The organism is Kineosporia sp. R_H_3, from assembly GCF_002198675.1.
Lineage (GTDB): Bacteria > Actinomycetota > Actinomycetes > Actinomycetales > Kineosporiaceae > R-H-3.
Genome location: NZ_MWLL01000247.1, coordinates 88,764 through 113,662, shown reverse-complemented (window position 1 = coordinate 113,662; position 24,899 = coordinate 88,764). Strand labels below are relative to the sequence as shown.

Annotated in this window: 22 protein-coding genes, 3 pseudogenes and 1 riboswitch; of the genes and pseudogenes, 7 read left to right on the top strand and 18 right to left on the bottom strand. The window is 74.8% G+C overall.

Annotated features, from left to right (window positions below; genetic code table 11):
- Positions 1-115: 115 nt before the first annotated feature.
- Positions 116-2,278 (bottom strand): type IIA DNA topoisomerase subunit B, encoded by a 2,163-nt coding sequence (locus tag ECOMGDLI_RS31550; protein WP_088320775.1) that lies wholly within the window; start codon positions 2,276-2,278, stop codon positions 116-118.
- A gap of 624 nt (positions 2,279-2,902) precedes the next feature.
- On the opposite strand from ECOMGDLI_RS31550, the gene ECOMGDLI_RS31545 reads away from it, so the two are divergent.
- Positions 2,903-3,133: a hypothetical protein gene (locus tag ECOMGDLI_RS31545; RefSeq protein WP_088290713.1), complete on the top strand. Its 231-nt coding sequence runs from the start codon at positions 2,903-2,905 to the stop codon at positions 3,131-3,133.
- A gap of 128 nt (positions 3,134-3,261) precedes the next feature.
- Entirely contained in the window at positions 3,262-3,711 is a 450-nt protein-coding gene (locus ECOMGDLI_RS31540; RefSeq protein ID WP_088320774.1) for a DUF456 domain-containing protein, read from the top strand.
- Positions 3,712-3,842: 131 nt separating this feature from the next.
- Here ECOMGDLI_RS31540 and ECOMGDLI_RS31535 read toward each other — a convergent pair whose 3' ends face one another.
- The 4 genes from ECOMGDLI_RS31535 to ECOMGDLI_RS31520 all read right to left on the bottom strand — a co-directional run bounded on the left by ECOMGDLI_RS31535 (position 3,843) and on the right by ECOMGDLI_RS31520 (position 7,398).
- Complete coding sequence (locus ECOMGDLI_RS31535; protein WP_158221233.1) at positions 3,843-4,463, bottom strand: helix-turn-helix domain-containing protein; 621 nt, start codon at positions 4,461-4,463, stop codon at positions 3,843-3,845.
- Positions 4,464-4,597: 134 nt separating this feature from the next.
- Entirely contained in the window at positions 4,598-6,163 is a 1,566-nt protein-coding gene (locus ECOMGDLI_RS31530) for an RNA polymerase sigma factor (RefSeq protein WP_088320772.1), read from the bottom strand.
- Positions 6,164-6,407: 244 nt separating this feature from the next.
- A complete protein-coding gene (locus ECOMGDLI_RS31525) occupies positions 6,408-6,992 on the bottom strand; it encodes an HhH-GPD-type base excision DNA repair protein (RefSeq protein ID WP_088320771.1) in 585 nt (194 codons plus the stop codon).
- Between the two features lie 4 nt (positions 6,993-6,996).
- Positions 6,997-7,398 (bottom strand): universal stress protein, encoded by a 402-nt coding sequence (locus ECOMGDLI_RS31520; RefSeq protein ID WP_088290717.1) that lies wholly within the window; start codon positions 7,396-7,398, stop codon positions 6,997-6,999.
- 171 nt (positions 7,399-7,569) lie between these two features.
- Between ECOMGDLI_RS31520 and ECOMGDLI_RS31515 the strand changes: the two genes are divergently transcribed.
- On the top strand, positions 7,570-8,055 hold the full coding sequence (locus ECOMGDLI_RS31515; protein WP_198955354.1) for an NUDIX domain-containing protein: 486 nt from the start codon (positions 7,570-7,572) through the stop codon (positions 8,053-8,055).
- 122 nt (positions 8,056-8,177) lie between these two features.
- On the opposite strand, the pseudogene ECOMGDLI_RS31510 reads toward ECOMGDLI_RS31515, so the two are convergent.
- From ECOMGDLI_RS31510 to ECOMGDLI_RS31495, 4 genes and pseudogenes are all read right to left on the bottom strand, one after another.
- Positions 8,178-9,329 (bottom strand): annotated as a pseudogene (locus ECOMGDLI_RS31510) (homoserine O-acetyltransferase); the annotation flags it as partial.
- Positions 9,329-10,645 carry a bifunctional o-acetylhomoserine/o-acetylserine sulfhydrylase gene (locus ECOMGDLI_RS31505; protein ID WP_088320769.1) on the bottom strand — a complete coding sequence of 439 codons (1,317 nt, stop codon included), beginning with the start codon at positions 10,643-10,645 and terminating at the stop codon, positions 9,329-9,331. The pseudogene ECOMGDLI_RS31510 and the gene ECOMGDLI_RS31505, both read right to left, overlap by 1 nt.
- 243 nt (positions 10,646-10,888) lie before the next feature.
- Positions 10,889-11,005, bottom strand: a riboswitch (SAM riboswitch).
- Positions 11,006-11,070: 65 nt separating this feature from the next.
- Entirely contained in the window at positions 11,071-12,204 is a 1,134-nt protein-coding gene (locus tag ECOMGDLI_RS31500; RefSeq protein ID WP_088320768.1) for a DUF4192 domain-containing protein, read from the bottom strand.
- Between the two features lie 107 nt (positions 12,205-12,311).
- Positions 12,312-12,674 carry a YkvA family protein gene (locus ECOMGDLI_RS31495; protein ID WP_088320767.1) on the bottom strand — a complete coding sequence of 121 codons (363 nt, stop codon included), beginning with the start codon at positions 12,672-12,674 and terminating at the stop codon, positions 12,312-12,314.
- Positions 12,675-13,130: 456 nt separating this feature from the next.
- Here ECOMGDLI_RS31495 and ECOMGDLI_RS31490 point away from each other — a divergent pair, with 456 nt between their 5' ends.
- Positions 13,131-13,964, top strand: a complete 834-nt coding sequence (locus ECOMGDLI_RS31490) for a spermidine synthase (protein ID WP_143448055.1) — start codon at positions 13,131-13,133, stop codon at positions 13,962-13,964.
- Here ECOMGDLI_RS31490 and ECOMGDLI_RS37100 read toward each other — a convergent pair.
- The 5 genes and pseudogenes from ECOMGDLI_RS37100 to ECOMGDLI_RS31470 all read right to left on the bottom strand — a co-directional run.
- A pseudogene (locus tag ECOMGDLI_RS37100) lies at positions 13,961-14,389 on the bottom strand (anti-sigma factor); the annotation flags it as partial. The gene ECOMGDLI_RS31490 and the pseudogene ECOMGDLI_RS37100 overlap by 4 nt on opposite strands.
- 1 nt (position 14,390) lies before the next feature.
- Positions 14,391-14,749: zf-HC2 domain-containing protein (locus ECOMGDLI_RS37095; RefSeq protein WP_369812815.1), on the bottom strand; the 359-nt coding region annotated here is incomplete at its 3' end.
- Complete coding sequence (gene sigK, locus ECOMGDLI_RS31480; RefSeq protein ID WP_088320787.1) at positions 14,746-15,324, bottom strand: ECF RNA polymerase sigma factor SigK; 579 nt, start codon at positions 15,322-15,324, stop codon at positions 14,746-14,748. The genes sigK and ECOMGDLI_RS37095, both read right to left, overlap by 4 nt.
- A gap of 185 nt (positions 15,325-15,509) precedes the next feature.
- The gene (locus ECOMGDLI_RS31475; protein ID WP_088320764.1) at positions 15,510-16,595 is read right to left on the bottom strand and encodes an alcohol dehydrogenase catalytic domain-containing protein; all 1,086 of its coding nucleotides are present in this window, start codon (positions 16,593-16,595) and stop codon (positions 15,510-15,512) included.
- A gap of 7 nt (positions 16,596-16,602) precedes the next feature.
- Positions 16,603-18,378: a DUF885 domain-containing protein gene (locus tag ECOMGDLI_RS31470; RefSeq protein WP_198955353.1), complete on the bottom strand. Its 1,776-nt coding sequence runs from the start codon at positions 18,376-18,378 to the stop codon at positions 16,603-16,605.
- Positions 18,379-18,541: 163 nt separating this feature from the next.
- Between ECOMGDLI_RS31470 and ECOMGDLI_RS31465 the strand changes: the two genes are divergently transcribed.
- Complete coding sequence (locus ECOMGDLI_RS31465; RefSeq protein ID WP_088320762.1) at positions 18,542-19,567, top strand: alpha/beta fold hydrolase; 1,026 nt, start codon at positions 18,542-18,544, stop codon at positions 19,565-19,567.
- A 13-nt stretch (positions 19,568-19,580) separates the two neighbouring features.
- On the opposite strand, the gene ECOMGDLI_RS31460 is transcribed toward ECOMGDLI_RS31465, so the two are convergent.
- From ECOMGDLI_RS31460 to mgrA, 3 genes and pseudogenes are all read right to left on the bottom strand, one after another.
- Entirely contained in the window at positions 19,581-20,000 is a 420-nt protein-coding gene (locus ECOMGDLI_RS31460) for a hypothetical protein (RefSeq protein ID WP_088320761.1), read from the bottom strand.
- A gap of 272 nt (positions 20,001-20,272) precedes the next feature.
- Positions 20,273-20,527 (bottom strand): annotated as a pseudogene (locus ECOMGDLI_RS36175) (hypothetical protein); the annotation flags it as partial.
- Between the two features lie 97 nt (positions 20,528-20,624).
- Positions 20,625-21,665, bottom strand: a complete 1,041-nt coding sequence (gene mgrA, locus ECOMGDLI_RS31450) for an L-glyceraldehyde 3-phosphate reductase (RefSeq protein WP_088320759.1) — start codon at positions 21,663-21,665, stop codon at positions 20,625-20,627.
- A 92-nt stretch (positions 21,666-21,757) separates the two neighbouring features.
- Between mgrA and ECOMGDLI_RS31445 the strand changes: the two genes are divergently transcribed.
- The gene (locus ECOMGDLI_RS31445) at positions 21,758-22,966 is read left to right on the top strand and encodes a PLP-dependent aminotransferase family protein (RefSeq protein WP_088320758.1); all 1,209 of its coding nucleotides are present in this window, start codon (positions 21,758-21,760) and stop codon (positions 22,964-22,966) included.
- Between the two features lie 13 nt (positions 22,967-22,979).
- Here the strand turns inward: ECOMGDLI_RS31445 and ECOMGDLI_RS31440 are convergent, their stop codons facing one another.
- Positions 22,980-23,471 (bottom strand): GNAT family N-acetyltransferase, encoded by a 492-nt coding sequence (locus ECOMGDLI_RS31440; protein WP_198955352.1) that lies wholly within the window; start codon positions 23,469-23,471, stop codon positions 22,980-22,982.
- Positions 23,472-23,665: 194 nt separating this feature from the next.
- Between ECOMGDLI_RS31440 and ECOMGDLI_RS31435 the strand changes: the two genes are divergently transcribed.
- A complete protein-coding gene (locus ECOMGDLI_RS31435) occupies positions 23,666-24,889 on the top strand; it encodes a pyrophosphate--fructose-6-phosphate 1-phosphotransferase (RefSeq protein WP_088320756.1) in 1,224 nt (407 codons plus the stop codon).
- Positions 24,890-24,899 lie beyond the last annotated feature (10 nt).

The window sequence follows — 24,899 nt, the reverse complement described above, 5'->3', positions numbered from 1 at the left end:
CGCACCCGCCGTGCTCGCGGCGTTCGAGGCCGTGCCGGTCTCGTGGCACATGACCCGAAGGCTAGGCCCCGCAAGGGGTCACGGCCACGCCCGGGGCCGCGCCGCTGCCCCCGCGTCAGGCGTCGATCCGCTCCCGGTCGAGCCGGGCGGCACCGTCGACGATGAAGTCCTTGCGGGGCGCGACGTCGTTGCCCATGAGCAGCTCGAAGACCCGCTCGGCCGCGGCGGCGTCCGCCATCCGCACGCGGCGCAGGGTGCGGTGCCGCGGGTCCATCGTCGTCTCCTGGAGCTGGTCGGCGTCCATCTCGCCGAGACCCTTGTAGCGCTGCGGCGGGCTCTTGTACTTGCGGCCCTTCTTGTCGAGCGCGGCGATCGTCCGGTGCAGCTCGGGATCGCTGTAGGTGTACACGTACTCGTTCTTCTTCGAGCCCGCGTTGACGACCTCGATCCGGTGCAGCGGCGGCATCGCCGCGTAGACCCGGCCGGCCTCGACGAGCGGGCGCATGTACCGGAAGAAGAGCGTGAGGAGCAGCGTGCGGATGTGGGCGCCGTCGACGTCGGCGTCCGTCATGAGGATGATCTTGCCGTAGCGCGCCGCCTCGAGGTCGAACGTGCGACCGGAGCCGGCCCCGATGACCTGGATGATCGAGGCGCACTCGGCGTTCTTCAGCATGTCCGAGATGGACGCCTTCTGGACGTTGAGGATCTTGCCCCGGATCGGCAGCAGCGCCTGGAAGTCCGAGCTGCGCGCCTCCTTCGCCGTCCCGAGGGCGCTGTCCCCCTCGACGATGAACAGCTCGGTGCGCTCGACGTCCTCGCTGCGGCAGTCCTTGAGCTTCGTCGGCAGCGACGAGGTCTCCAGGGCGTTCTTGCGCCGGCTGATCTCCTTGTGCTGGCGGGCCGTCACACGGGTGCGCATCGCCCCGACGACCTTCTCGAGCAGCAGCGCCGCCTGCGCCTTCTCGACCCGCTTCGTCGAGGTGAGCAGGGCCGTGAGCTCCTTCTCGACGACGCGGGACACGATGCCGCGCACCGCGTTCGTGCCGAGGACCTCCTTGGTCTGGCCCTCGAACTGCGGCTCGGCGAGCCGGACGGTGACGACGGACGTGAGCCCCTCGAGGACGTCGTCCTTGTCGAGCTTGTCGTCCTTGCCGAACTTGAGCCGGCGCCCGTTCTCCTCGACGACCTTCTTGAAGGTCTTGACGAGCGCCTGCTCGAAGCCGGCGAGGTGGGTGCCGCCCTTGGGGGTCGCGATGATGTTGACGAACGACCGGACCTCGGTGTCGTAGCCGGTGCCCCAGCGCATCGCGACGTCGACGAAGCACTCGCGCTCGACCTCCGTCGGGGTCATGTGCCCGCGGGAGTCGAGGACCGGGACGGTCTCGCGGAAGGTGCCGGTGCCCTGCAGCCGCCACACCGAGGTCACCTCGGGGTCGGTGGCGAGGAACTCGGCGAACTCGCCGATCCCGCCGTCGTGCTGGAAGACCTCCTCGACCGGCCCGTTCTCGCCGGGCGTGCCGGGCAGGCCGCGCTCGTCCCGGACGACGATCCTCAGCCCGGGCACGAGGTAGCTGGTCTGCCGGGCCCGGGTCACGAGCTCGTCGTAGGCGAACGCGGCGTCCTTGAGGAAGATCTGCCGGTCGGCCCAGTAACGGACCCGGGTGCCGGTCACGCCGCGCTTGACCCCGCCGCGGGCGCGCAGCTCGGAGCGCTCGACGAACGGGGTGAACTCCGCGTCCGGGTCGGGCCCGCCGTTGCCGTCGCCGAAGATGCCGGGCTCGCCGCGACGGAAGCTCATCATCCACGTCTTGCCCGAGCGGTCGACCTCGACGTCGAGCCGCGCGGACAGCGCGTTGACGACGGACGCACCGACACCGTGCAGACCGCCGGACGCCGTGTACGAACCACCGCCGAACTTGCCGCCGGCGTGCAGCTTGGTGAAGACCACCTCGACGCCGGACAGGCCCGTCTTCGGCTCGACGTCGACCGGGATGCCTCGGCCGTCGTCGTGCACCTCGACCGACCCGTCGGCGTGGAGGACGACGCGGATCGTGTGGCAGAAGCCGCCGAGGGCCTCGTCGACCGCGTTGTCGATGATCTCCCAGAGGCAGTGCATGAGCCCGCGCGAGTCGGTCGAGCCGATGTACATGCCCGGGCGCTTGCGGACGGCGTCGAGCCCCTCGAGCACCGACAGGTGCCGGGCGGTGTACCCGGAGGCGGCCGCGGTCCGGACGTCGGCCTGCGCACGGGCACTGCGGTCGGTCGTCGGCTGGGCCACGGGGGCGCGCTCCTCGCGTTCAGGACGGCCCCCGGCGCCCCCGTCGTCGGGCACGCCGCAGGGCGTTTCGTTCGTACGTCTGATCGAGGCTACCCCGCGGGCCGCCCGCACCTGCTGAGGCACGCCGGGAAGGGCCGCGACGCGGCCGGGTCCCGGCCATGCAACGTCACGCTCGGTGACGTTGCGTGATCGCGGCCTCGAAAACCCTTGCGGCGCAACGCCCGAGCGCGGGGGTCGGAGCACGATCCGCGCGTGATGTCGTGACGTCCGGTATGCGTCGTGACGTGTGCCACATCACGCATGTCGCTGAGCGCTACGCGGAGAGCGAACGCACGCGTGGGGGCTGACCGGGAACGGGTAGGGCTGCTTCACTGTTGGAACAGGCGTCGCCGCTGANCAGCGGCGACGTCCGTGTCTTACCAGGGAACGAAGAGTGACCACGCACCGTCAGTACCGCCGAGTACCACCCGGCACCGCAGCACCACCCGCACGAGGATCCCTGCAAGTGCTACTGAACCGCCGCGGGCGACCGACAAGGACGTCGAGATCGACGACCGCACGCACCACCCGCTCCACCCCCTGCAACACCCCTGCGCCGGCCCACCGCCTGGAGGAGGTCGCCCCGTGAACGCAACCCTTGCCCCCGCGGCCCTGACCGCTGCCGACCGTTGTGACCGTTGTGGAGCACGCGCCTACGTGCGCGTCCTGCTCCCCAAGGGTGGCGAGCTCCTGTTCTGTGCCCACCACGGGCGCGCCCACCAGGACGCGCTCCGTGAGAAGGCCGTCGAGATCCAGGACGAGTCGCACGCCCTGACCAGCGTCACACCGGCGATCGCCCCGGACGAAGAGCGCTGACCTGTCCCAGGCCGGGCGCCGCCGACAGCGCGGCCCCCGGACGTACCTGACCGTCCCTCTCCCGACCTGAACGACCCGACACGAGCACGGAGGCCCGGCTGACCGGCGTCGCACTGCTGTCGGGGCTGATGATCGTCATCGGCCTCGTCGGCATCGTCGTCCCGGTCCTGCCGGGCCTCCTGCTCGTGTGGGGCGGTGTCGCCGTCTGGGCCGTCGCCGAGCACGACACCGGCGCGTGGACCGTGCTCGCGGTCGCCACCCTGGTCGCCGCCGGCGGGAGCGTCGTCAAGTACCTGCTCCCCGGCCGCCGGCTCAAGGAGTCGGGCGTGCCCTGGACGACGGTGGGCCTGGGGACGGTCCTCGGGATCGCCGGCTTCTTCGTCGTCCCCGTCGTCGGGGTGGTCCTCGGCTTCGTGCTCGGGGTCTTCCTCGCCGAGTGGCTCCGCCTCAAGGACACCGCCGCCGCCTGGCCGTCGACCCGACGCGCGCTCGCCGCCGTCGGCTGGTCGATCCTCATCGAGCTCGCGACGGCCCTGCTCGTCACCGCGGTCTGGGTCGTCGGCCTCGTCCTCGGCTGAGCACGACGGCCCGGGTCAGGCCGAGACCCACGTCATCGGGTCACCGGCCGCGAGGTCGGTGACGCCCGCGTCGTGCAGCGCCCCGCACACGAGCGTGCGCCGGTGCGCGGCGAAGGTCAGGACGTGGGCGATCATGCCGCCGTAGGTGAACACCTGCGGCGGCTCGCACGTCGCGTCGACGAACGTCTCGTCGAGACCGTCCCCCGCGCAGACCTGCCGACCGACAGCGTGACGGGCCGGTCGAGGACATCGGCGTCGAGCCGCCCCGCGCGTTCCAGCATCTCCCCCACCAGCCAGACGTGGTGCTCGGTCATGCGCGTCACGAGGTCCATCGCGGTGATCCTCCGGTCGGACGGCAGCCGCAGGGAGCCCGGCGGCTGGAAGTGGACCTTGCTCGGGGCCGGGAGCAGGTGCGACCTCGGGACCCTGCGCCACACCGACGGCGGCGCGCCGAAGGCCCGGGTGAACGCCCGGGTGAAGCCGTCGTGGGTGTCGAACCCCGCCTCGTGCGCGAGGTCCACGACCCGCACGGACTCCGCCGCGGTCGCGAGCCGGTAGGCGGCACGCTCGAGGAGGATCCGCCGCCGCAGGGCACCCGGCGGCTCACCCGCCGCGGCGGCCACCAGCCGGTCGGCGTGGAACCGCGACAGGTGCAGGCGCGCAGCGAGGTCGGCGCCGCTGAGGTCCGGCTCGTCCAGCGTCGCCCCGAGCACGTCGAGGAAGGCGCGGAAGGTCCGGTCGGCGCTGGTCACCCGACGATCCTGCGCGCCCGCGGTGCCCGGCGCTCGACCGGCGTTGCTGTCCTGCGGCCCGGGCCCCCGGGACGACGACGGCGGCCGGCCCTCGAGGGGCCGGCCGCCGTCGTCGTGCGTGGTTCGTGCCGCGATCAGTCGAGGTAGTCCCGCAGCACCTGGGACCGGCTCGGGTGACGCAGCTTCGACATCGTCTTGGACTCGATCTGCCGGATCCGCTCACGCGTGACGCCGTAGACCTTGCCGATCTCGTCGAGCGTCTTCGGCTGGCCGTCGGTGAGGCCGAACCGCATGGAGACGACGCCCGCCTCGCGCTCGGAGAGCGTGTCGAGGACCGAGTGCAGCTGCTCCTGGAGCAGTGTGAACGACACGGCGTCCGCCGGGACGACGGCCTCGGAGTCCTCGATGAGGTCACCGAACTCGCTGTCGCCGTCCTCGCCGAGCGGGGTGTGCAGCGAGATCGGCTCACGGCCGTACTTCTGGACCTCGATGACCTTCTCGGGGGTCATGTCGAGCTCCTTGGCGAGCTCCTCGGGCGTGGGCTCGCGGCCCAGGTCCTGGAGCATCTGCCGCTGCACGCGCGCGAGCTTGTTGATGACCTCGACCATGTGGACCGGGATCCGGATGGTCCGGGCCTGGTCGGCCATGGCTCGCGTGATGGCCTGGCGGATCCACCACGTCGCGTAGGTCGAGAACTTGTAGCCCTTGGTGTAGTCGAACTTCTCGACCGCGCGGATCAGACCGAGGTTGCCCTCCTGGATGAGGTCCAGGAACAGCATGCCGCGGCCGGTGTACCGCTTGGCGAGCGAGACGACGAGCCGCAGGTTGGCCTCGAGCAGGTGGTTCTTCGCCCGGCGGCCGTCCTCGGCGATCCAGCGGAGCTCGCGGTGCAGCTTCGCCTCGATCTTCTCGCCGGAGTTGAGCCGCTCCTCGGCGAAGAGGCCGGCCTCGATGCGCTTGGCGAGCTCGACCTCCTGCTCGGCGTTGAGGAGGGCGACCTTGCCGATCTGCTTGAGGTAGTCCTTGACCGGGTCCGCGGTGGCACCGGCGGTCGCGACCTGCTGGGCGGGAGCGTCGTCGTCGTCGTCCGTCAGGACGAACGCGTCCTCGCTCTCCTCCTCGGGCTTCTCCGCGACGGCGGCCTCGGCCTCGACCGCGGGGACCTCGACCTCGACCTCCTCGACCACGACCTCCTCGACGACGACCTCCTCGACGACGAGGTCGTCACCGGGCTCGACGAGGTCGGCGTCCAGCTCGAGGTCCTCGACCTCGCCCTCGACGTCCACGTCGTCGCCCTTGGCGGCGGCGGCCTTGGCGGCGGTCTTCTTGGCGGCGGCCTTCTTGGCGGGCGCGGCGGGCGGCTCGTCCCCGTCCGCGGCCGGGGCGGCGGTCTTCGCCGCGGCCTTGGCCGGGCGCTTGGCCGTCGCCGTCGCGGACGCCGAGGCACCGCTGCGGGTGCTCGTCGCGGCGACGGCGCGCCGGGCGGCGGGCGTGTCGGGCAGCTCGACCGTGATCCCCGCGTCGTCGATGGCGCGCAGGACAGCCTTCATCCGGGCCATCGGGACCTCCGCCTGCTCGCAGGCGGAGCGGAGGGCAACGGCGTCGACGCTGCCCCGCGTGCTGCCGAGCCGCAGGAGCTCCTGCAGCGCGGGGTGGGTGAACTCGGACGGGAGAGGCCGGGAGGTCGGGACCGACGACACGGACAACCTTTCGTCGTGGTGAAGCTACGTGGATGTCCCGGGGAAAGGACACAGGTTCCAACGGCGGCGGGCACGAACTTGTGCCCGACTGAGCCGGTCAACTGCTCATTGTTGCATGCCCGGAGGTATGCGGTCGCAAACGGACGGCTCGGTCACGGTCGTCCGTACGGATGACGTTGTGCCGTCCGGGGGCGCGACCGGCCCGCGCGGAGCGGGCCGCTCCGGTGTGTCGTGGGGGTCGTCGTCAGCGCGCCGCCTTCGCCTTGGCCTCGGCCTTCATGGCCTTCTTGAACTCCCGGACCTTGAGCAGGCTCTCGCCGTCGACGACGTCCGCGACCGAGCGGTGGCTGCCCGGGGTGCCGTAGTCGCCCGCCGCCTCGCGCCAGCCGGCGGGCTCGACGCCCAGCTGCTTGCCGAGCAGGGCGACGAAGATCTTCGCCTTCTGCTCCCCGAAGCCGGGCAGCGCCTTGAGCCGGGCGAGCAGCGCGGGCCCGTCCTCGACGTCCGCCCAGATCGCCGCCGCGTCGCCGCCGTAGGTGTCCACGACGAACCTCGCGAGGGTCTGCACCCGGCCGGCGAAGTTGCGGTGGTAGCGGTGCACGGCGGGCGGGCCCGCCATGAGCGTCTCGAACTCCTCGGGCGGGCAGTCCGCGACCGCCTGCGGGTCGAGGCCGGCGGTGCCCATCCGGGCGGCGATCACGGCGGGACCGGAGAACGCCTTCTCCATGGGGATCTGCTGGTCGAGCAGCATGCCGACGAGCAGGGCGAACGGGTCGGTGCTCAGCAGCGCGTCGGCCTGCGGGTCACCGGCGATGCACAGCGCCGCCACAGGCTCAGCCCTCGGCCTTGACGGCGAGCACCGGGCAGGGTGCCTCGAGCAGGATGCGCTGGGCGTTGGAGCCGAGGATGAGCTTGCCGACGGGGGTGCGGCGGCGCAGGCCGATGACGATGAAGTCCGCCTTGACCTCCTCGGCCACGGCGATGAGGTCCTCGGCGGGCTCGAGGCCGCGGACGAGCTGGCGCACCTCGTGCGCGATCCCTGCGGCGTCGAGCTCGGCGCGGACGGCGTCGAGCTCGGCCTCGTAGGCGGCCGCCTCGGCGGCGTCGAGGTCCTTGCCGCCGCGGTTGGAGTTGATGACCACGAGGTTCGTGCTCCGCAGCCGGCACTCCAGGGCGGCCCGGTGCAGGGCCGCACGACCCTCTGCTGTCGGGACGTAGCCCACGACGACGGCCATATCGCCCTCCTCCTTGCGACGATCCGGTGCCTGCGCGCCCGGGACGTGGCCCGCGGGCGGCGCGGCCACGACTGGTGCCGGGCACGCTACCCGATGACGACCGCTTGCAGCGGGTCGGTTCGTCCCGGTCCGCCGCGGCGGACCCGGCACCCACCGCCTACGGTGGGACCCGTGGCTCTGCACGACGGCAACGGGTGGGTGGAGTGCCGGTGTGGGCACCGGCACTGGGGCCTGCACGGCGCGGCCGGGCTGCTGCTCCTGCGGGACGGCGGGCGCGACCCGGCGGACGGCGGCCCGGGCACCGACGTGCTCCTCCAGCTGCGCGCGGGGTGGACCCACGAGGGCGGGTCGTGGGGCCTGCCCGGCGGCGCCCGGGACAGCCACGAGGACGTCGTGACCGCCGCGCTGCGCGAGGCGTGGGAGGAGGCGGCGGTACCGGCGGACGCCGTCGCCGTCATCGGCTCCCGGCTCGGCGTCGACCACGTCGACTGGCGCTACACGTACGTGCTCGCGAAGGCCCCGGCCGACGTCGCGGTCGCGCCCCGCACGGCGGAGAGCGACGAGCTGCGCTGGGTCGGCCTGGACGACGTCACCGCGCTGCCGCTGCACCCCGCGTTCGCCCGGGCCTGGCCGGGGCTGCGCGGCGAGCTCGGCTGACCCTCGGGTCAGGCGCCTGCGACGGGCGCGTCGGCGGTCTCGGGCCCCACGGCGTCGGCGGCCTCGGTGGCCTCGGCCTCGGTGGCCGCGGTCTCGGCGTCCACAGCGTCGTCGGGCTCGTGCTCCTCGAGGAGCGCCGCGACGAGCCGGCCGACCGCGGCCGACTCCACGAGGAACCCGTCGTGGCCGTAGGGGCTGTGCAGGACCTGCAGCGGCGCGGCGTCCGGGATCCCGGCGGCGACGAGCGCGTTGACCTCGACCGGGTAGAGCCGGTCGCTGTCGACGGCGACGACCGTGGTGCGTGCCGTGACCCGGGCCAGCGCGGCGGCGACCCCGCCCCGCCCGCGACCGACGTCGTGCGAGTTCATCGCCTCGGTGAGGACGACGTACGAGTTCGCGTCGAAGCGGCTCACGAGCTTGTCCGCGTGGTGGTCGAGGTAGGACTCGATCGCGTAGCGGCCCTCGCCGCCGACCGGGTTCTCGCCGAGCTGGGGGCTGCGCCCGAACCGCATGTTGATCTCGTTGCCCGACCGGTAGGTCACCTGGGCGATCCGGCGCGCGATGCCGAGCCCGTTCTGCGGCCCCTGGCCCGGCAGGGCCTCGTAGTAGTCGCCGCCGGCGAAGTGCGGGTCGCTGCGGATGGCGGCGAGCTGCGGCGAGCACCAGGCGATCTGGTCGCCGGTGGCGGCCGCGCAGGTGGCGAGCGCGAGGAGCCGCTCGACCCGCTCCGGGTAGGAGACGGCCCACTCGATCGCCCGCATCCCGCCCATCGACCCGCCGACGACGAGCGCCCAGCGGTCGACGCCGAGGTGGTCGGCGAGCGCGGCCTCGGCCGCGACCTGGTCCCGCACGGTGACGAACGGGAACCGGCTGCCGTACGGCCGGCCGTCGGGGTGCGCCGACGACGGGCCCGTCGTCCCCTGGCAGCCGCCGAGGACGTTGGGCGCCACGACGAACCAGCGGTCGGTGTCGAGCATCTGGCCGGGACCGATGAGGCCGTCCCACCAGCCCGGCGTCGGGTGCCCCGGCCCCTGCGGGCCCACGACGTGGCTGTCGCCGGTGAGGGCGTGCAGCACGAGCACGGCGTTGTCCCGCGCCGCCGAGGGCCGGCCCCACGTCTCGTACGCGACCGTGACGCCGTCGAGCCGGCCCCCGGCCTCGAGAGGCAGGGGGCCGACGTCGGCGAACCGGCGCCCGCCCGGGGGGTCCCCCACCCGCCACGCCCCGGACACCGGGAGCGCGGCGGGTACGGGAAGCTCCTGAGCGGCCACCATCAGTCGACCTTCGCCGCCCGGAACCCGGCCTCGAGGTCGGCGAGGATGTCGTCGACGTGCTCGATGCCGACCGAGAGCCGGACGAGGCCCGGCGTGACGCCGGCGGCGAGCTGCTCGGCCTCGGAGAGCTGGCTGTGCGTCGTCGAGGCGGGGTGGATCACAAGGCTGCGGACGTCGCCGATGTTCGCGACGTGGCTGTGCAGCTGGAGGGCGTTGACGAAGCGCTTGCCGGCTTCGACACCGCCCTTGATCTCGAACGCGAGCACGGCGCCCGGCCCCTTGGGCGCGTACTTCTGGGCCGCGGAGTACCAGGGGCTCGACTCCAGGCCGGCGTACGCGACGCTCGCCACCTCGTCGCGGCCCGTGAGCCAGGTGGCGACCGCCTTCGCGTTGGCGACGTGCCGCTCGACGCGCAGGCTGAGCGTCTCGAGGCCCTGCGCCAGGAGGAAGGCGTTGAACGGGGTGGTCGCCGACCCGAGGTCGCGCAGGAGCTGGACGCGCGCCTTGAGGATGAACGACAGGTTCACCCCGAACGCACCGCCGACGCCGAGGTCCCGCGCGTAGACGAGGCCGTGGTAGCTCGGGTCCGGCTGGTTGTAGTTCGGGTAGCGCTCGGGGTACTGCGCGAAGTCGAAGCGGCCGGAGTCGACGATCGCGCCGCCGATCGAGGTGCCGTGGCCGCCGAGGTACTTCGTCGTCGAGTGGACGACGATGTCGGCGCCCCACTCGAACGGGCGCACCAGGTACGGGGTCGCGACAGTGTTGTCGACGATGAGCGGGACGCCGACCTCGTGGGCGACGCCCGCGACGCCCTCGATGTCGAGCAGGTCCTGCTTGGGGTTGGAGATCGTCTCGCCGAAGAAGGCCTTCGTGTTGGGGCGGACCGCGGCGCGCCACGAGTCGAGGTCGTCCGGGTCCTCGACGAACGTGACCTCGATGCCGAGCTTCGGCAGCGTGTAGTGGAAGAGGTTGTACGTGCCGCCGTAGAGGCTCGGGCTCGACACGATGTGGTCGCCGTGCTCGGCGACGTTGAGGATCGCGATCGTCTCCGCGGCCTGCCCGCTCGAGACGAGGAGCGCCCCGACGCCGCCCTCGAGGCTCGCCAGGCGCTGCTCGACGGCGTCCTGGGTCGGGTTCATGATCCGCGTGTAGATGTTGCCGAGCTCTTTGAGCGCGAACAGGTTCGCCGCGTGGTCGGCGTCCTTGAACACGAAGGAGGTCGTCTGGTAGATCGGCAGCGCCCGGGCCCCGGTCGTGGGGTCGGGGGTCTGGCCGGCGTGGATCTGGCGCGTCTCGAAGGACCAGCCGTCGTTCATGGTGTCTCCCGGAGGGTCGGTGCCGCGCACGGCGCGGCCTCGGTCGTCGGTCGTCGGTCGTGGGGTGGCATCTGCCGGGACGTCACGGGCGCAGGGCGCGCCCGACGGGACGTCGACGACGCTCGGGACGTGCGGCCGCCGGGGGTACCGGGCGGCGGTGCCCTGGTCAGGGAGCGTCGGGACTGCTGCTCAGCGACACATTCGACAGGTCATGGTGCGCTCCTCGGAACCGGGGCCCCAGGGGACCCGCGCTTGCCTCCGCCACCTCGGCGGTCAGCCTGGTCATCACCCGGGGCACCCCACCGCGGTTAGGAGGGTTGCCGGCCAGCGAGCCGGGGCTTGACGCTGGCGCTCATGACCTGTCCACGATCCTAGGACACACCCCCGGGGGCGGACCACCCGTCTCACCATCCGATCCGCGCGTCTCACCCGCTCGCCGGGCCCGGTCCCCCGTCCGGAGCACCCGTGCTCACCGCTGCGGCCGCGCGGGGTCGAGGTCGCGCGGCCGGCTGCGCGACGTCCGTCCACGGCGGCGGGACGCTGCCCTCCAGCAGCGCGTGGACAAGCCCGGCGAGCCGGTGCCCGGGGACGTCCTGCAGTGCCCGGTCGGCGAGCAGCCGGCCCCGGACGGCGTCCCCGGACCACCAGGCCAGCCAGGCCAGCGCGGCGAGCGGCTCCGCCCGGGAGCCGGCCGGCGCGCGACGCGCCAGGCAGGCCAGCAGCCGGTCGCCGACGCGGACGAGCGGGCCCTGCGGCCGTATGTCGCGGTCCGGCCCGAGCGGGCCGGGCCGGCGGCCCTCGAGGAGCTGCAGCGCCGTCGTCCGCCCGCCGGGGACGAGGCTGAACAGGACGGCGTCGCGCAGGTCCCGGTCGGCCGTCAGGGCCGCGAGCAGGTCGTCGGCCCGGGTCGGCTCCTGGGCGTCGGCGTCGAGGTCAGCGCACCAGCGCAGGAACGCCGCCCGCCTGCGCCCGCGGCCGGGGCGGCCCTTCGGCAGGACGAGCACCGGCTCGCCGCGGGCCGCGGCGGCACCCGGGTCGACGTCCGCCACGAGGTCCTGCTCGTCGTCGAGCACGCAGCGGCCCTCGAGGACCATCGCCGCCGCGACCCGGCTCCCGGTCACGTCGGTGAGCGGCCGGCCCGTGGGCGGGCAGCAGCCGTCGTCCTCGCACAGGTACGAGCGGTACGTCGACGTCCCCACGAGCAGTGCGTCGACGACGTGGACGCCCGCAGCGGCGAGCGCGGCGCCGAGCCGCATCGCCAGCCCGTCGTGCGGCATCGCGCCGTCGCCGTCGAGGAGCGGCGCGTCGCCCGCGGCGTCCGACGTGACCAGCACCAGGCACGCGTCGTCACCGGTGCGCTCGAGCATCTCGGCGAACATCACGGCGGCGCGGGCCGCGTGCCGCTCGGCCGGGAGGTCGAGCCGCGCCACGAGGCCGGAGGTGAGGCCGTCGCCGGACAGCCCCACGACGACGACGCTCTCGCGGGGCCGGAAGCCCATGACGAACCAGGCGTACGCGATGAGGTCCTGCGGGGCGCCCCCGCTGATCACTGAGGTCATGGCGCCCACCGTGGCGCGGACCGGTGACCTCCCGCGCGGCCGCGGTCGCCGCCTGTGGACGGTGGGACGAACGCGCGCCCTGTGGACGGGTCGAGCCCGACCGGACGTCAGCCGATGACCTGGCCCGCGACCGTCCGGCTCTTCTCGGCCTCCCACTCCAGGAATGCGTCCGCCTCGGAGAGCAGCGAGCCGAACACGAACGCGGCGACGACGGCGTCGTCCCCGAACCCGAGGATCGGGACGATGATCTCCGGGATCGCGTCGACCGGGGACAGCACGTACACCAGCCCGAGCAGGGCGACGAGGATCCGGCCGCGGTCCAGGTGCGGGTACGTGCCGCGCATCCCCTGGGCCACCATCCGCGGGACGGCCCCGAGGCGGGCGCCCGCGGTGGGCGCCCCCGCCGCGCGCGAGCCGCGCATCGTCTGCCAGAAGACCTTGAGCGCCGCGGCGCGCCGCACCGATTTCATGCCGACCCCTCGTGTCGCCGTGGGGACCGGACCCGGCCCCCGACCTCTCAACGGTCGCCCATGGGTGCGGTGTTCCGCCACCCCTGAGGTCCCTCGGCGCGTCGGACGGCGCCCGGGCCGCGTCGGCTCCGCGGCCGAGGTGAGGCCTGCGCCACGTCCAGCGGCCCCTGCCCGAGGCCGCGCCGGCCGCCCCGGAGGGGCGGGACGGAGGCTCTGATACGTCCGGACCGCGTGAGGTACGCCACGGGCCCGGGACCCGGTCGGGACGTATCACGGACGCCCCGGACGGGTTCTGCCCCGCGAGAGAGCCGGGGCGCGGGGCGGCGGCACGGTCCTCTCACCGGCGCCTGGTGCACCACGGGGGTGCACGACGCGCCGGTCCCGTCGGGCGGCCCGCGAGCAGGGGCCACGCGGACCGCCCGACGGGGCCCCTGCCGCCCGTGGCAGGGTGTCCGGGTGGCCAGGCGAGGGGAACCGGCAGGCGCGCTGGAGTCCGCCCCGCCGCGGCCCTACCCGCTCGCCGGTGGCCGGGTCGTGTTCGTCCCGGACGGCGACGGTCGGCGCGGCTGGACGATGCAGGTGGACGGCGTCCCGAGCAGCCACGTCGACCTCGACGACCCGACCCGCCTGGACTTCGAGTACATGCGCTGGGTCGGCGACGTCCTCGACGTGGCCTTCCCGCCGGGCGAGCCGGTCCGGGCCGTGCACGTCGGCGGCGCCGGCTGCACCCTCCCCCGCTACGTCGCCGCGACCCGGCCGGGCTCCCGGCAGACCGTCCTGGAGATCGACGGCGCGGTCCTCGACGCAGCGCGGGACGCCCTCGGGCTGCGCTCGTCCAAGCTGCTCCGGCTGCGCGTGTCCGAGGGCCGCGCGGGTCTGGCCGGGCTCCCGGACGCGAGCCAGGACGTCGTCGTCCGGGACGCCTTCGACGGCACGCAGGTGCCGCCGCACCTCACGACCGTCGAGTTCCTCCGCGACGTCCGGCGGGTCCTCGCACCGGACGGCGTCTACCTGGCGAACGTCGCCGACACCCCGAGGATGTCGCTGGCCCGCGCCGAGGCCGCGAGCGCGCTCGCGGTCTTCGCGCACGTCGCCCTCGCGGCCGAGCCCGGCCAGTTCCACGGCCGCCGGTACGGCAACGTCGTCCTCGCCGCGTCGGTGCGGCCGCTGCCCGCGGCGGCGCTGGGCCGCCGGCTGGCGAGCGGCGCCGTCCGGGCCCGGCTCCTCGTGGACGCCGAGGTGCGCGGTTTCGCGTCCGCCGCGCGGCCGATGGGCGACCCGCCGGCCTAGACCTTCACCGCGGCGACGGGTTCGGTCGTGGGCTGCTGCGAGCCGCCCTGCGGCTCGACCGAGACCGCGACCGTGTCCCCGGGCCTGATCCCGTCGACGGGCCGGGCCCAGCTGCCGGCCGCCTCGGCCGCCGCCGGCCCGAGACCCAGCGAGCTGATCCCGTCGCTGCGCACGACCCAGAGCTGGTAGGTCCGGTCCGCCGGCAGGCCCGGCACCCCGGCCGTGAGGACCACCGCGCGGTCACCGGCGACGGCGAGCGTCACCGTGCCCCCGCTGCTCACCGGGGCGCTGACGAGCCGCCGCGCCGGGTCGGCGAGCACCGTCGCGATCCGCTGCTCACGGGCGACGGCGGCGTCCTGCCGGGCCCTGGCGTCCTGCGCGGCCCGCCACTCGACGGCGCCGAACGTGCCGCCGCCGTCCTCGCGNCCCGGGGCGGGGGGCCGCCCGGCGCCCCGTCGCGGGGCGCGACCGGTGCGCCGCCCGGCGGGTGCGGCGTCCTGCTGGTCCCCGTCGCGCTGCAGCGGCGGCAGCTGCGGGGTCTGCCGGACCTCGGCGAGCACCCGGTCCCGCATCCCGGACGGCGGCGCGAGCGTGACCCCGTCGGCGAGCCGGGCCGCGGTCTCGCGGAAGCCGCGGACCTCGTCGCGGCACGCGGCGCAGCCGGCGAGGTGACGCTCGAACGTGCGGCGCTCGAGGTCGTCGAGGGCGTCGAGCGCGTAGGCGCCGGTCAGCGCGTGCAGGTCCGCGGCGTCGCCGGGGCCGGCGGTCGTCGTGTCGTCGGTCATGACGCCACCCCCAAGCAGTCGCGGAGCCGGATGAGCCCGTCGCGCAACCGGGTCTTCACGGTGCCGAGCGGGACGTCGAGGAGCCCGGCCACCTCGCGGTGCGTGTGGCCACGGTAGAACGCGAGCGTCACGGCCTCCCGCTGGAGGTCGGTGAGCCCGCCCATGCACCGGCGCACCTGCTGCTGCTCCAGGCGCACCTCGACGGCGTCGGCGGTGACGTCGACGTCGCGCTCCATGGACGACGTCCCGACCCGGACGTCCCGGTCGGTGGAGGCCTGCGCCGCCCGGACGCGGTCGATGGCACGCCGGCGCGCCATCGTCGTGATCCAGGCCCGCACGCTGCCCAGCCCAGGGTCGAACCGGGCGGCGGTGCGCCAGGCCTCGACGAAGACCTCCTGGGTGACCTCCTCGGCGTGCGCCGGGTTGCGCACCACCTGGAGGACCAGCCCGTGGACGGCCCCGACGAGGGTGTCGTACAGCTGCTCGAAGGCGCGTTCGTCGCCGCGCGCGACCCGGGCGAGGAGCGCCTCGGGGGACGCCGTGACGTCCGCGACGCCGGGCGGCCCGTCGCTCATGCGCAGGTCCGGCGCGGCGCCCGACCGCGGCACGAGACGGACCGGCCGGGCATGCCGCGCCCCGCCCGGGAGGTTCTGGCTGGGTTCCACGTCCGGTGTTCGGCGCGGGCGGCCGAGCGGATTGGTCGTTCCGGCACGCCCCCACCCTGTCGCACGAGCGCGGCGCCGGCACGTCGACCGGCCGGTCAGCCGTTCGGCAGGGCGACGGTCATCCCGGTCGGCGGGGCGGTGCCGAGCGAGGCGAGCCCGACCGGCACGTCGTCCAGGCCGACCCGGCCGGTGACGAGGTCGAGCGGGCTCAGCCGGCCGGCCACGACGAGACCGAGCATGCCCGGGTAGGAGTGGGCGGCCATCCCGTGGCTGCCGAGGAGCTCCAGCTCGCCGGCGACCGCGAGGTGCATCGGCACCTGCGGCCAGCCGACCGCCGCCGGGAGCAGCCCGACCTGGACGTGCCGGCCGCGGGGCCGGAGCCCGGCGATCGAGGCGGCGCACGTGGCGGGGCTGCCGAGCGCGTCGAGCGACAGGTCGACGGCGCCGCCGGCCGCCGCGCGGACGGCCTCGCCGACGGCCAGCGGCCCCGCCGTGGCACCGGACTGCTGGTCGAACGGGAGGTCGAGGGCGTGGGCGTCGACGACGGCCTCGGCGCCGAGCGCCGTCGCCAGCGCCAGCGGCCCGGGCCGGACGTCGACCGCGACGACACGGGCGCCGGCGGCGACCGCGACCATGACCGCGGACAGGCCGACCCCGCCGCACCCGTGGACGGCGACCCACTCCCCCGCGCGGACCCGGCCGACCTCGACGACGGCCCGGTACGCGGTCGCGAACCGGCAGCCGAGCGCGGCCGCGGTCGCGGAGTCCACGCCGTCCGGCACCGCGACGAGGTTGACCGGCGCGCGCTCCACGACGACGAGCTCGGCGAAGGAGCCCCAGCCGTCGAAGCCGGGCTGGGTCTGCCGCTCGCAGACCTGGTGGTCCCCCCGGCGGCAGGTCGGGCACGTGCCGCAGGCGTTGACGAAGGGGGCCGTGACCCGGTCGCCGGGACGCCAGCCGGTGACGTCCGCGCCGACGGTCTCGACGACCCCGGCGAACTCGTGACCGGGCACGTGCGGCAGCGGGATGTCCGGGAAGTGCCCCTCGAAGGTGTGCCAGTCGCTGCGGCACAGACCGGTGGCCTCGACGCGGACGACGACGCCGTCCGGCGGGCACACCGGGTCGGGAACGTCGGCGACCCGGGGGACGACCCCGTACTCCTCGAGCAGGACGGCGCGCACGGCAGGCCTACAGGGCCGCGAGCTCGGCGACGAGGTCGTCGAGCCCGAGGGAGCCCTGGGAGAGGGCGGCCATGTGCCAGGCCTTCGCGTCGAACGTCTCGCCGCGTGCCTCGTGGGCCGCCCGGGCCTGCGCCCGACCCTCGAGCCACGCCCGCTCGCCGAGCTTGTAGCTGATCGCCTGGCCGGGCATCCCGAGGTAGCGGACGAGCTCGCTGTCGAGGAAGTCCCCCGGCCGGCCGCTGTTGAGGCCGAAGAACTCCCGGCCGTACGCCGGCGTCCACCGCTCCCCCGGCCGGAAGGGCACCGGGACGCCCTGGTCGGCGGCCGCGGGGATCTCCAGCTCGAGGTGCATGCCGATGTCGATGATGACCCGGACGGCGCGCATCTGCTGCGCGTCGAGGTAGCCGAGCCGGGCGCCGGGGTCGGTGAGGTAGCCGAGCTCGTCCATGAGCCGCTCGGCGTACAGCGCCCAGCCCTCGACGTTCGCGCCGACCGACCCGATGCTCGTCTGGTAGAGCGAGAGCTGGGGCGCCACGAGCACCCACTGCGCGAGCTGCAGGTGGTGGCCCGGGACGCCCTCGTGGTACCAGGTGCTCACGAGCTGCCACAGCGAGAACCGGGTCTCGCCCATCGTCGGCAGCCAGGTCCGGCCCGGCCGGGAGAACCCGATGCCCGGTCGCGTGTAGTAGGGCGCGGCGGCACCGCCGGGCGGCGCGATCATCGCCTCGACGCGCCTGACCTCCTCGGCGAGGTCGAAGTGCGTGCCGTCGAGGTCTGCGATCGCCGTGTCCATGAGGCCCTGGAGGTGCTGCCGGACCTCCTCGACGCCCTCGATGGCGGGGCCGTCGGTGTCGAGCCAGGTCATCGCCTCCCGGACGGTCGCCCCGGGCAGGACCCGTCCGGCCTCCGCCCGCATCTCGGCGTCGAGCCGGGCGTACTCGCCCCACGCCCAGCGGTAGGCCTCGTCGAGGTCGAGGTCGGAGCCGGTCCAGTACCGCGCGGCGCGCCGGTAGCGCTCGCGCCCGACCGGGTCCCGGCCGTCGGCGTGCGCGGCGGGCGCGTAGGTGTCGCGCAGCCAGTCCCGGAACTCGGTGACCCCGGCGTCCGCGTCCGCGGCCGCCGTGTCGAGCGCCGTCCGGTGCACGTCCGGGCCCTTCGCCGCGAAGCCGGCGAAGAACGGGACGCCGTCGGGGGCGCCGCCGCCGAGCCACTGGCCGAGCTGGTCGAGCACCGTGTCGACCTGCGCCGGGCCGACGAGCAGCCCGCGCTCGCGGCCGAGGTCGAGCGTCGCGCGGTAGGAGGCGAGGGCGCCGCGCACCGCCCCGAGCCGGCGCGCGACCGTGGCCCAGTCGTCGTCCGTCGCCGTCGGCATGAGCATGAACACCTGGCGCGTCGAGTGCAGCGGCGAGAAGAGGGTGGACAGCGAGCGGTACTGCTCCCCCGCCTCCTCGAGCGCCTGCGACGCCGTGAGCCGCTCGCGCAGCAGCCGCGCGCACCGTCGCTCGGTCGCGTCGAGCGCCGCGAGCCCGCCGGCGGCCGCCTCCGCGGCGTCGAGCTCGGCGAGCGTCTCGCGCCGGACGGCGGCCTCGGCGGCGAGCCCGTCGGGCGAGAAGTCGGGCATCTCGTCCGCACGGTCGGGCAGGCCGAGGCTCGTCGCGAGCACGGGGTTGATCGCGACGAGCCGCCGGACATACCGGTCGGCGATCTCGCGGGGCGTCGCCGGCGCGGGGGACGCCCCGCCGGGCCCGGGGGCGGTGGTCGGCACAGCGGCGTCGGAAGGCACGGCAGCATCCTGCCGGACGCCCGACCCGGGATGTGGGTCGCATCCCCGACGAGGGGGGTGGAGGACACTGGAGACCGGTCGTGCTCCGGCCGGGGGAGGGTCCGGGCGCGGCCGCCGAGGTGTGAACGTTGCCATCGGACGCGAGGGAAGGGACGATCCCGCCATGAGGCCCACCGGGAACGCCGTACCGGCCGCCCGTCGTCCGGTCGCCGCCCTCGACGAGCCGGTCCGCGTGGAGTACCGGACCGTGCACGGGTACCGCCGGGCGTTCCTGCGGGCCGGAAGCGGGCCCGTGCTGCTCCTCGTCCACGGCATCGGCGACTCCGCCGACACCTGGCGCGACCTGATCCCCGTGCTGGCCCGCGACCACACGGTCATCGCTCCGGACCTGCTCGGGCACGGCCGCTCCGACAAGCCCCGCGCCGACTACTCGGTCGCCGCCTACGCCAACGCGATGCGTGACCTGCTGGGCATCCTCGACGTCGACCGGGTGACCCTCGTCGGGCACAGCCTCGGCGGCGGCGTCGCGATGCAGTTCGCCTACCAGTACCCGGAGCGTGTCGACCGGCTCGTCCTCGTGAGCACCGGCGGCGTCGGCCGTGACGTCAACCCGGTGCTGCGGCTGGTCTCCCTGCCGTACATGGACCAGCTCATGCACCTGCTGCGGCTGCCGACGGCGAAGGTCGTGGGCCGGGCCGGGGCGGCGGCCGTCCGGCGGCTGCCCCTCGACCTGCGGTACGACGTCGACGACCTCATGCGCATCTTCGAGGCGCTGCCCGACGCACGGGCCCGGTCGGCGGTCACCCGGACGCTGCGCGCCGTCGTCGACTGGCGCGGGCAGGTCGTGACGATGCTCGACCGCTGCTACCTCGCCCGCGCGGTGCCGACCCTGCTCGTGTGGGGCCGGCACGACACGATCGTGCCGGTCGACCACGCGTTCGTGGCGCATGCGGCGATGCCCGGCAGCCGGCTCGAGGTCTTCGAGGACTCGGGCCACTTCCCGCACCACTGCGAGCCCGCCCGGTTCCTCGGGGTGCTCCAGGAGTTCCTCGCGACGACCGAGCCGGCCGGGCACGACACGGACGCCTGGCGCCGGCTGCTGCGGTACGGCCGCGGGGACGGCGCGACCGACGCCGACGCGCACCTCGCCGACCAGGTCCTCGCGCAGAGCCACCGGACGGCGACCTGAGGCCCCCTCGCGGCTAGCTCTTCGTCCGTACCCGCGGCACGACCTCGCCGCCGACGAGCGAGGCCTCGACCCGGGTCTCGGCCCGGCCGTTCCGCAGCCGCACGTCGACCCGCCCGCCCGCACGGGCCCGCTCGACGGTCCAGCCGGGCCCGGGCTCGACGCCCCGGACGACGAGCGAGCCGCCGGAGACCGTGAGGAGCACCGCCCCGGCGGCGCCGGTGTCGACCCGCGTCACCACGGCCCGGGTCGCCGCCGGACGCGGCTGCGCGACCGCCGCGGGCGGGCGCGGTGCCACGGCGCGCGGGCGGTCCACGGCGGCGACGACGCCGTCGTCCAGGCCCTGCAGCCAGGCCGCGAAGGCACCCGTCACCACCGCCGCGGACGCGACCGCGAGCATCGCGCTCGTCCAGCGCAGGGTGCGCGGCGCCCTCATCGCCGCACCTGGTCCCGGACGGCCGGGAGCCGCTCCGTCGGCAGGTCCCCGAGCGGGGGCAGCGGGGCCGTCGGCGGCCCGGCGGCGTGCGCGGGCTCGCCGTGGGGGCGCCGCCGGGCCCGGGACGGCGGCAGGCTGCGCAGGCCCGCCGGGACGGCCCGGGACGCCGGGTGCCGCACGGTCGCCACCGCGACGACGAGGCAGGCCGCCGCGACGGCCGGGCCGCCGAGGACGGCGCCCGCCCCGGCGAGCACCCTGGCCCCGGCGACCCNCCGTCCTGTGCCAGCACCGCGCCCGGCGACCCCCGCCGGTCCGCGGGCCCCGAGCACCGCGACGACCGCGAGCGCCGCGATCCCCAGGCCGGCCCAGGCGAGGACCTCGCCGAGGCCGAACCACCTGCGCCCCAGCGCCATCCCGGCGCCGGTGGCCGCGAGCAGCAGCACCGCGGCGCCCAGCACGGCGGTCCGCAGGGTCTCCGTGCTCTCCCCGGGGTCGCCGGGCGCGGTGCTGGCACAGGACGGTTCCACGGCGGACTCCCCCGACGGCACGGACCGGACCCTGCCAGGGTGCGCCGCCGGGGGTACGAAGGGCCATTGCCCTTCCGGGCACGTCCCGTGGTGCCGGTCAGCTGTCGCTGGACCGCTTCCAGAGGTTGATCCCCGCGTCGACCGCGTGCTGGTCGATCTGCGCGAGCTCGTCGTCCGTGAACGGCGGTGCGGAGACGGCCGCCACGTTGCCCTCGAGCTGGGCGACGCTGCTGGCGCCGATGAGCACGCTCGTCACCCGGTCGTCGCGCAGCGCCCAGGAGAGCGCGAGCTGGGCGAGCGTCTGCCCGCGCGACGCCGCGATGTCGTTGAGCGCCCGGACGTGCGTGAGCGCCCGCTCGTCGAGCATCCCCGGGTCGAGGGACTTGCCCTGCGCCGCCCGGGAGTCCGACGGGACGCCCCCGAGGTACCGGTCGGTGAGCATGCCCTGAGCGAGCGGCGAGAACGCGATGCAGCCGACCCCTTCGTCGCCGAGGACGTCGAGCAGGCCCTCCTCGATCCAGCGGTTGAGCATCGAGTAGCTCGGCTGGTGGATGAGCAGCGGCGTCCCCATGGACCGCAGGATCGTCGCGGCCTCCCGGGTGCGCTCGGGCGAGTACGAGGAGATGCCCGCGTAGAGCGCGCGCCCGGAGCGGACCGCGGTGTCGAGGGCGCCCATCGTCTCCTCGAGCGGCGTCTCCGGGTCGAACCGGTGGCTGTAGAAGATGTCGACGTAGTCGACGCCCATCCGCTTCAGCGACTGGTCGAGGCTCGCGAGCAGGTACTTGCGCGAGCCGTGGTCGCCGTACGGGCCCGGCCACATGTCGTAGCCGGCCTTCGACGAGAGCACGAGCTCGTCCCGGTACGGCCGGAAGTCCTGGGCGTAGATCGACCCGAAGTTCTTCTCGGCGCTGCCGTAGGGCGGACCGTAGTTGTTCGCGAGGTCGAAGTGCGTGATCCCGAGGTCGAACGCGCGGCGCAGGATCGCGCGCTGCGTCTCGATCGGCTTGTCGTCACCGAAGTTGTGCCAGAGCCCGAGCGACACGGCGGGCAGGAGGAGGCCGCTGCGGCCGGTGCGCCGGTAGGCCATGGTGTCGTCGTAGCGGTCGGAGGCGGCGACGTAGGTGTCCAGGGTGGGCATGCGCGCATGCTTGCACGCACCCGCCCGCGCGGCCAGGGTGGGTGGCCGCGACACGTCCGGCACGCGGACCGAGCCCGCGGAGGGAGCCCCGCATGACCCCGGTACCCGACGACGTCCGCGCCCGGCTGCACGAGCGGACGACGCAGCTGTGGGCGGCCGACGGCGTCGTCGACCTCGGGATCGGCCAGCCGCAGGACGCGATCCTCCCCGTCGACGTGCTGTCCGCCGCGCTCGCCGCGACCGCGGCCGCGGGGCGCCCGCACCCGCTGCAGTACGGCATCGAGCCCGGCGACGGCGACCTGCGCGTCGCGGTGAGCGACTACCTCGAGCCGCAGTACGGGTTCTGCCCCGACCCGGAGGCCGCCTTCGTCACGAACGGCAACAGCCAGGCGATCGACCTCGTCGTCGGCACGCTCACCGAGCCGGGGGACGTCGTCCTCGTCGAGGAGGCGACGTACTTCCTCGCGCTCGACATCTTCGCGAACCACCACGTCCGGGTCGTCCCGGTCGCGGTCGACGAGGGCGGGATCGTCCCCGGGGCCCTCGAGGAGGCGCTGCGCGCGCACCGGCCGAAGCTCGTCTACGTCGTCCCGTCGTTCCACAACCCGACGGGCGCGACGCTCGACGACCGGCGCCGCGAGCAGGTCGTCGCGCTCGCCGCGGAGCACGGTGCGCTCGTCGTCGCCGACGAGGTCTACCACCTGCTGTCCACGCCCGGGCCGGGGCGGGACCCGTCGCCCGGCAACGGGTCCGGCATGCCGCGGCCGATGGCGGCGTGGGCGTCGACCGGGGCGGTGCTCTCCCTCGGGACGTTCTCCAAGATCCTCGCCCCGGGGCTGCGGCTCGGCTGGGTGCACACCTCCCCCGACCTCGCCCTGCGCCTCGCCGACCGCGGCTTCGTCGTCTCCGGCGGCGGCCTCAACCCGCTCGTCTGCGCGGTCGTCGCCCGGGCGCTCGCCGACGGGTCGGCGGCGGCCTACCTGGCGCGGCTGCGCGGGATCCTCGGCGGGCGGGCCGCCGCGATGGACGCCGCGCTGCGCGAGCACCTGCCCGCCGACGTCACGTGGGCGCCCCCCGGCGGCGGCTACTTCTTCTGGCTCCGGGTCCCGGCGGACGTCGACCTCACGGTGCTGCGCGCGGCGGCGCAGCACGAGGGCGTCGACTTCCGCCCCGGCACGCTGTTCTCCGTGGACGGCGGCCAGACCGACCGGCTCCGGCTGAGCTTCGCGTACTACGACGAGGAGACGATCGTCCGCGCGGTCGGCGCGCTGGGGCGGGCGTTCGCGACGGTCCGGGGCTGAGGCGCGCTCCCGCTCAGGCGCCGGGCGTGACCGGCTTCGCGTACCGGACGGCGCGCCGGCCCTCCCGGACGACCCCGCCGACCCGCCGCCAGCCGAGGTGCTCGTAGATGGCCTGGTTCTCGATCATGAGCTCGTTCGTCATGAGCCGCAGCTCGGGCAGCCCTGCGGCGAGCGCCCGCGCGTGCGCGAAGTCGAGCAGGGCCCGGCCGAGCCCCCGGCCCTGGGCGCCCGGGTGCACCGCGACGTTGTCGACCTCGAGGTGGTCGGGCTCCTCCTCGAGGACGACGACCGCGAGCAGCGGACCCGCCGCGTCATCCGGTCCCCCGCCGTCCGGGGCGTCGACGACCCACACCTGGCCCGCCGCGACCCGGGCCGGGTAGTCGTCCACCATGGGCAGCGGCGGCACCCCGATCCGCGCCACGTAGTGCCCGTACGCGGCCGCGACGAGGGCCTCCACGGCGGGTACGTCGGCGCTCGTCGCGGGCCGCGGCAGCGTGATCTCCACGTGCGTATTCTCACCACGGACGGGCGCCGGTCGTCGTCGTCCGCGCCTGAGGTCGGCGGGCGGGACCATCGCGGCCAGGGCGGCCCGACCGGCGCACTAGGGTTGTGCCGCGCGGGCGGCAGCCGGCCATCGGCCGCGGCCCGCGGGACATTGGCGTCCACCGACCTGTCGTCGACCCACGGAGTCCCGTCGTCATGACCGTTCGCCGCGTCGCCCTGCTCACCGCGGGCGGCCTCGCTCCCTGCCTCTCCTCCGCCGTCGGCGGGCTCATCGAGCGCTACAGCGCCGTCGCCCCCGACATCGAGATCATCGGGTACCTCGACGGCTACGCGGGCCTGCTCGCCGGCCGCTACATCACCGTCACCCCCGAGGTCCGGCAGAAGGCGCACCTGCTCCACAAGTTCGGCGGCAGCCCGATCGGCAACAGCCGGGTCAAGCTGACGAACGTCAAGGACTGCGTCAAGCGCGGCCTCGTCACCGAGGGCCAGGACCCGCTGCACGTCGCGGCGGAGCAGCTGACGCGCGACGGCGTCGACGTCCTGCACACGATCGGCGGCGACGACACGAACACGACCGCGGCCGACCTCGCCGCGTACCTGCACTCGAACGGCTACGAGCTGACCGTCGTCGGCCTGCCGAAGACGATCGACAACGACGTCATCCCGATCCGGCAGAGCCTCGGCGCCTGGACCGCCGCCGAGCAGGGCGCGATCTTCGCGAAGAACATCGTCGCCGAGCACTCGTCGAACCCACGGATGCTCATCGTCCACGAGGTCATGGGCCGGCACTGCGGCTGGCTGACCGGCGCCACCGCCGTCGCCTACCGGGAGTGGCTCGGCCGCCAGGAGTTCGCCGGCTTCGGCAACGAGGCCCGCAAGTGGGACGTCCACGGCGTCTTCGTCCCGGAGCTGTCGTTCGACATCGCCGAGGAGGCCGAGCGCCTCAAGGCCGTCATGGACGAGGTCGGCTGCGTCAACCTGTTCCTCTCCGAGGGCGCCGGCGTCGAGACGATCGTCGAGGAGATGATCGCCCGCGGCGAGGAGCCGCAGCGCGACGCGTTCGGTCACGTGAAGATCGACACGATCAACCCGGGCGCCTGGTTCGCCAAGCAGTTCGCCGGCCTCGTCGGCGCCGAGAAGACGATGGTCCAGAAGAGCGGCTACTACTCGCGCTCCGCCGCGGCGAACGACGCCGACCTCGCGCTCATCAAGCGCTGCACCGACTACGCCGTCGACGCCGCGCTGCGCGGCGAGAGCGGTGTCGTCGGACAGGACGAGGAGGCCGGCGACGCGCTGCGCGCCGTCGAGTTCCCCCGGATCAAGGGCGGCAAGGCGTTCGACACGGACGTCGAGTGGTTCACCGACCTGCTCAAGGAGATCGGCCAGCCCAAGGGCGAGCGCCTCCACCCCGAGCACTGACCGCCCCACC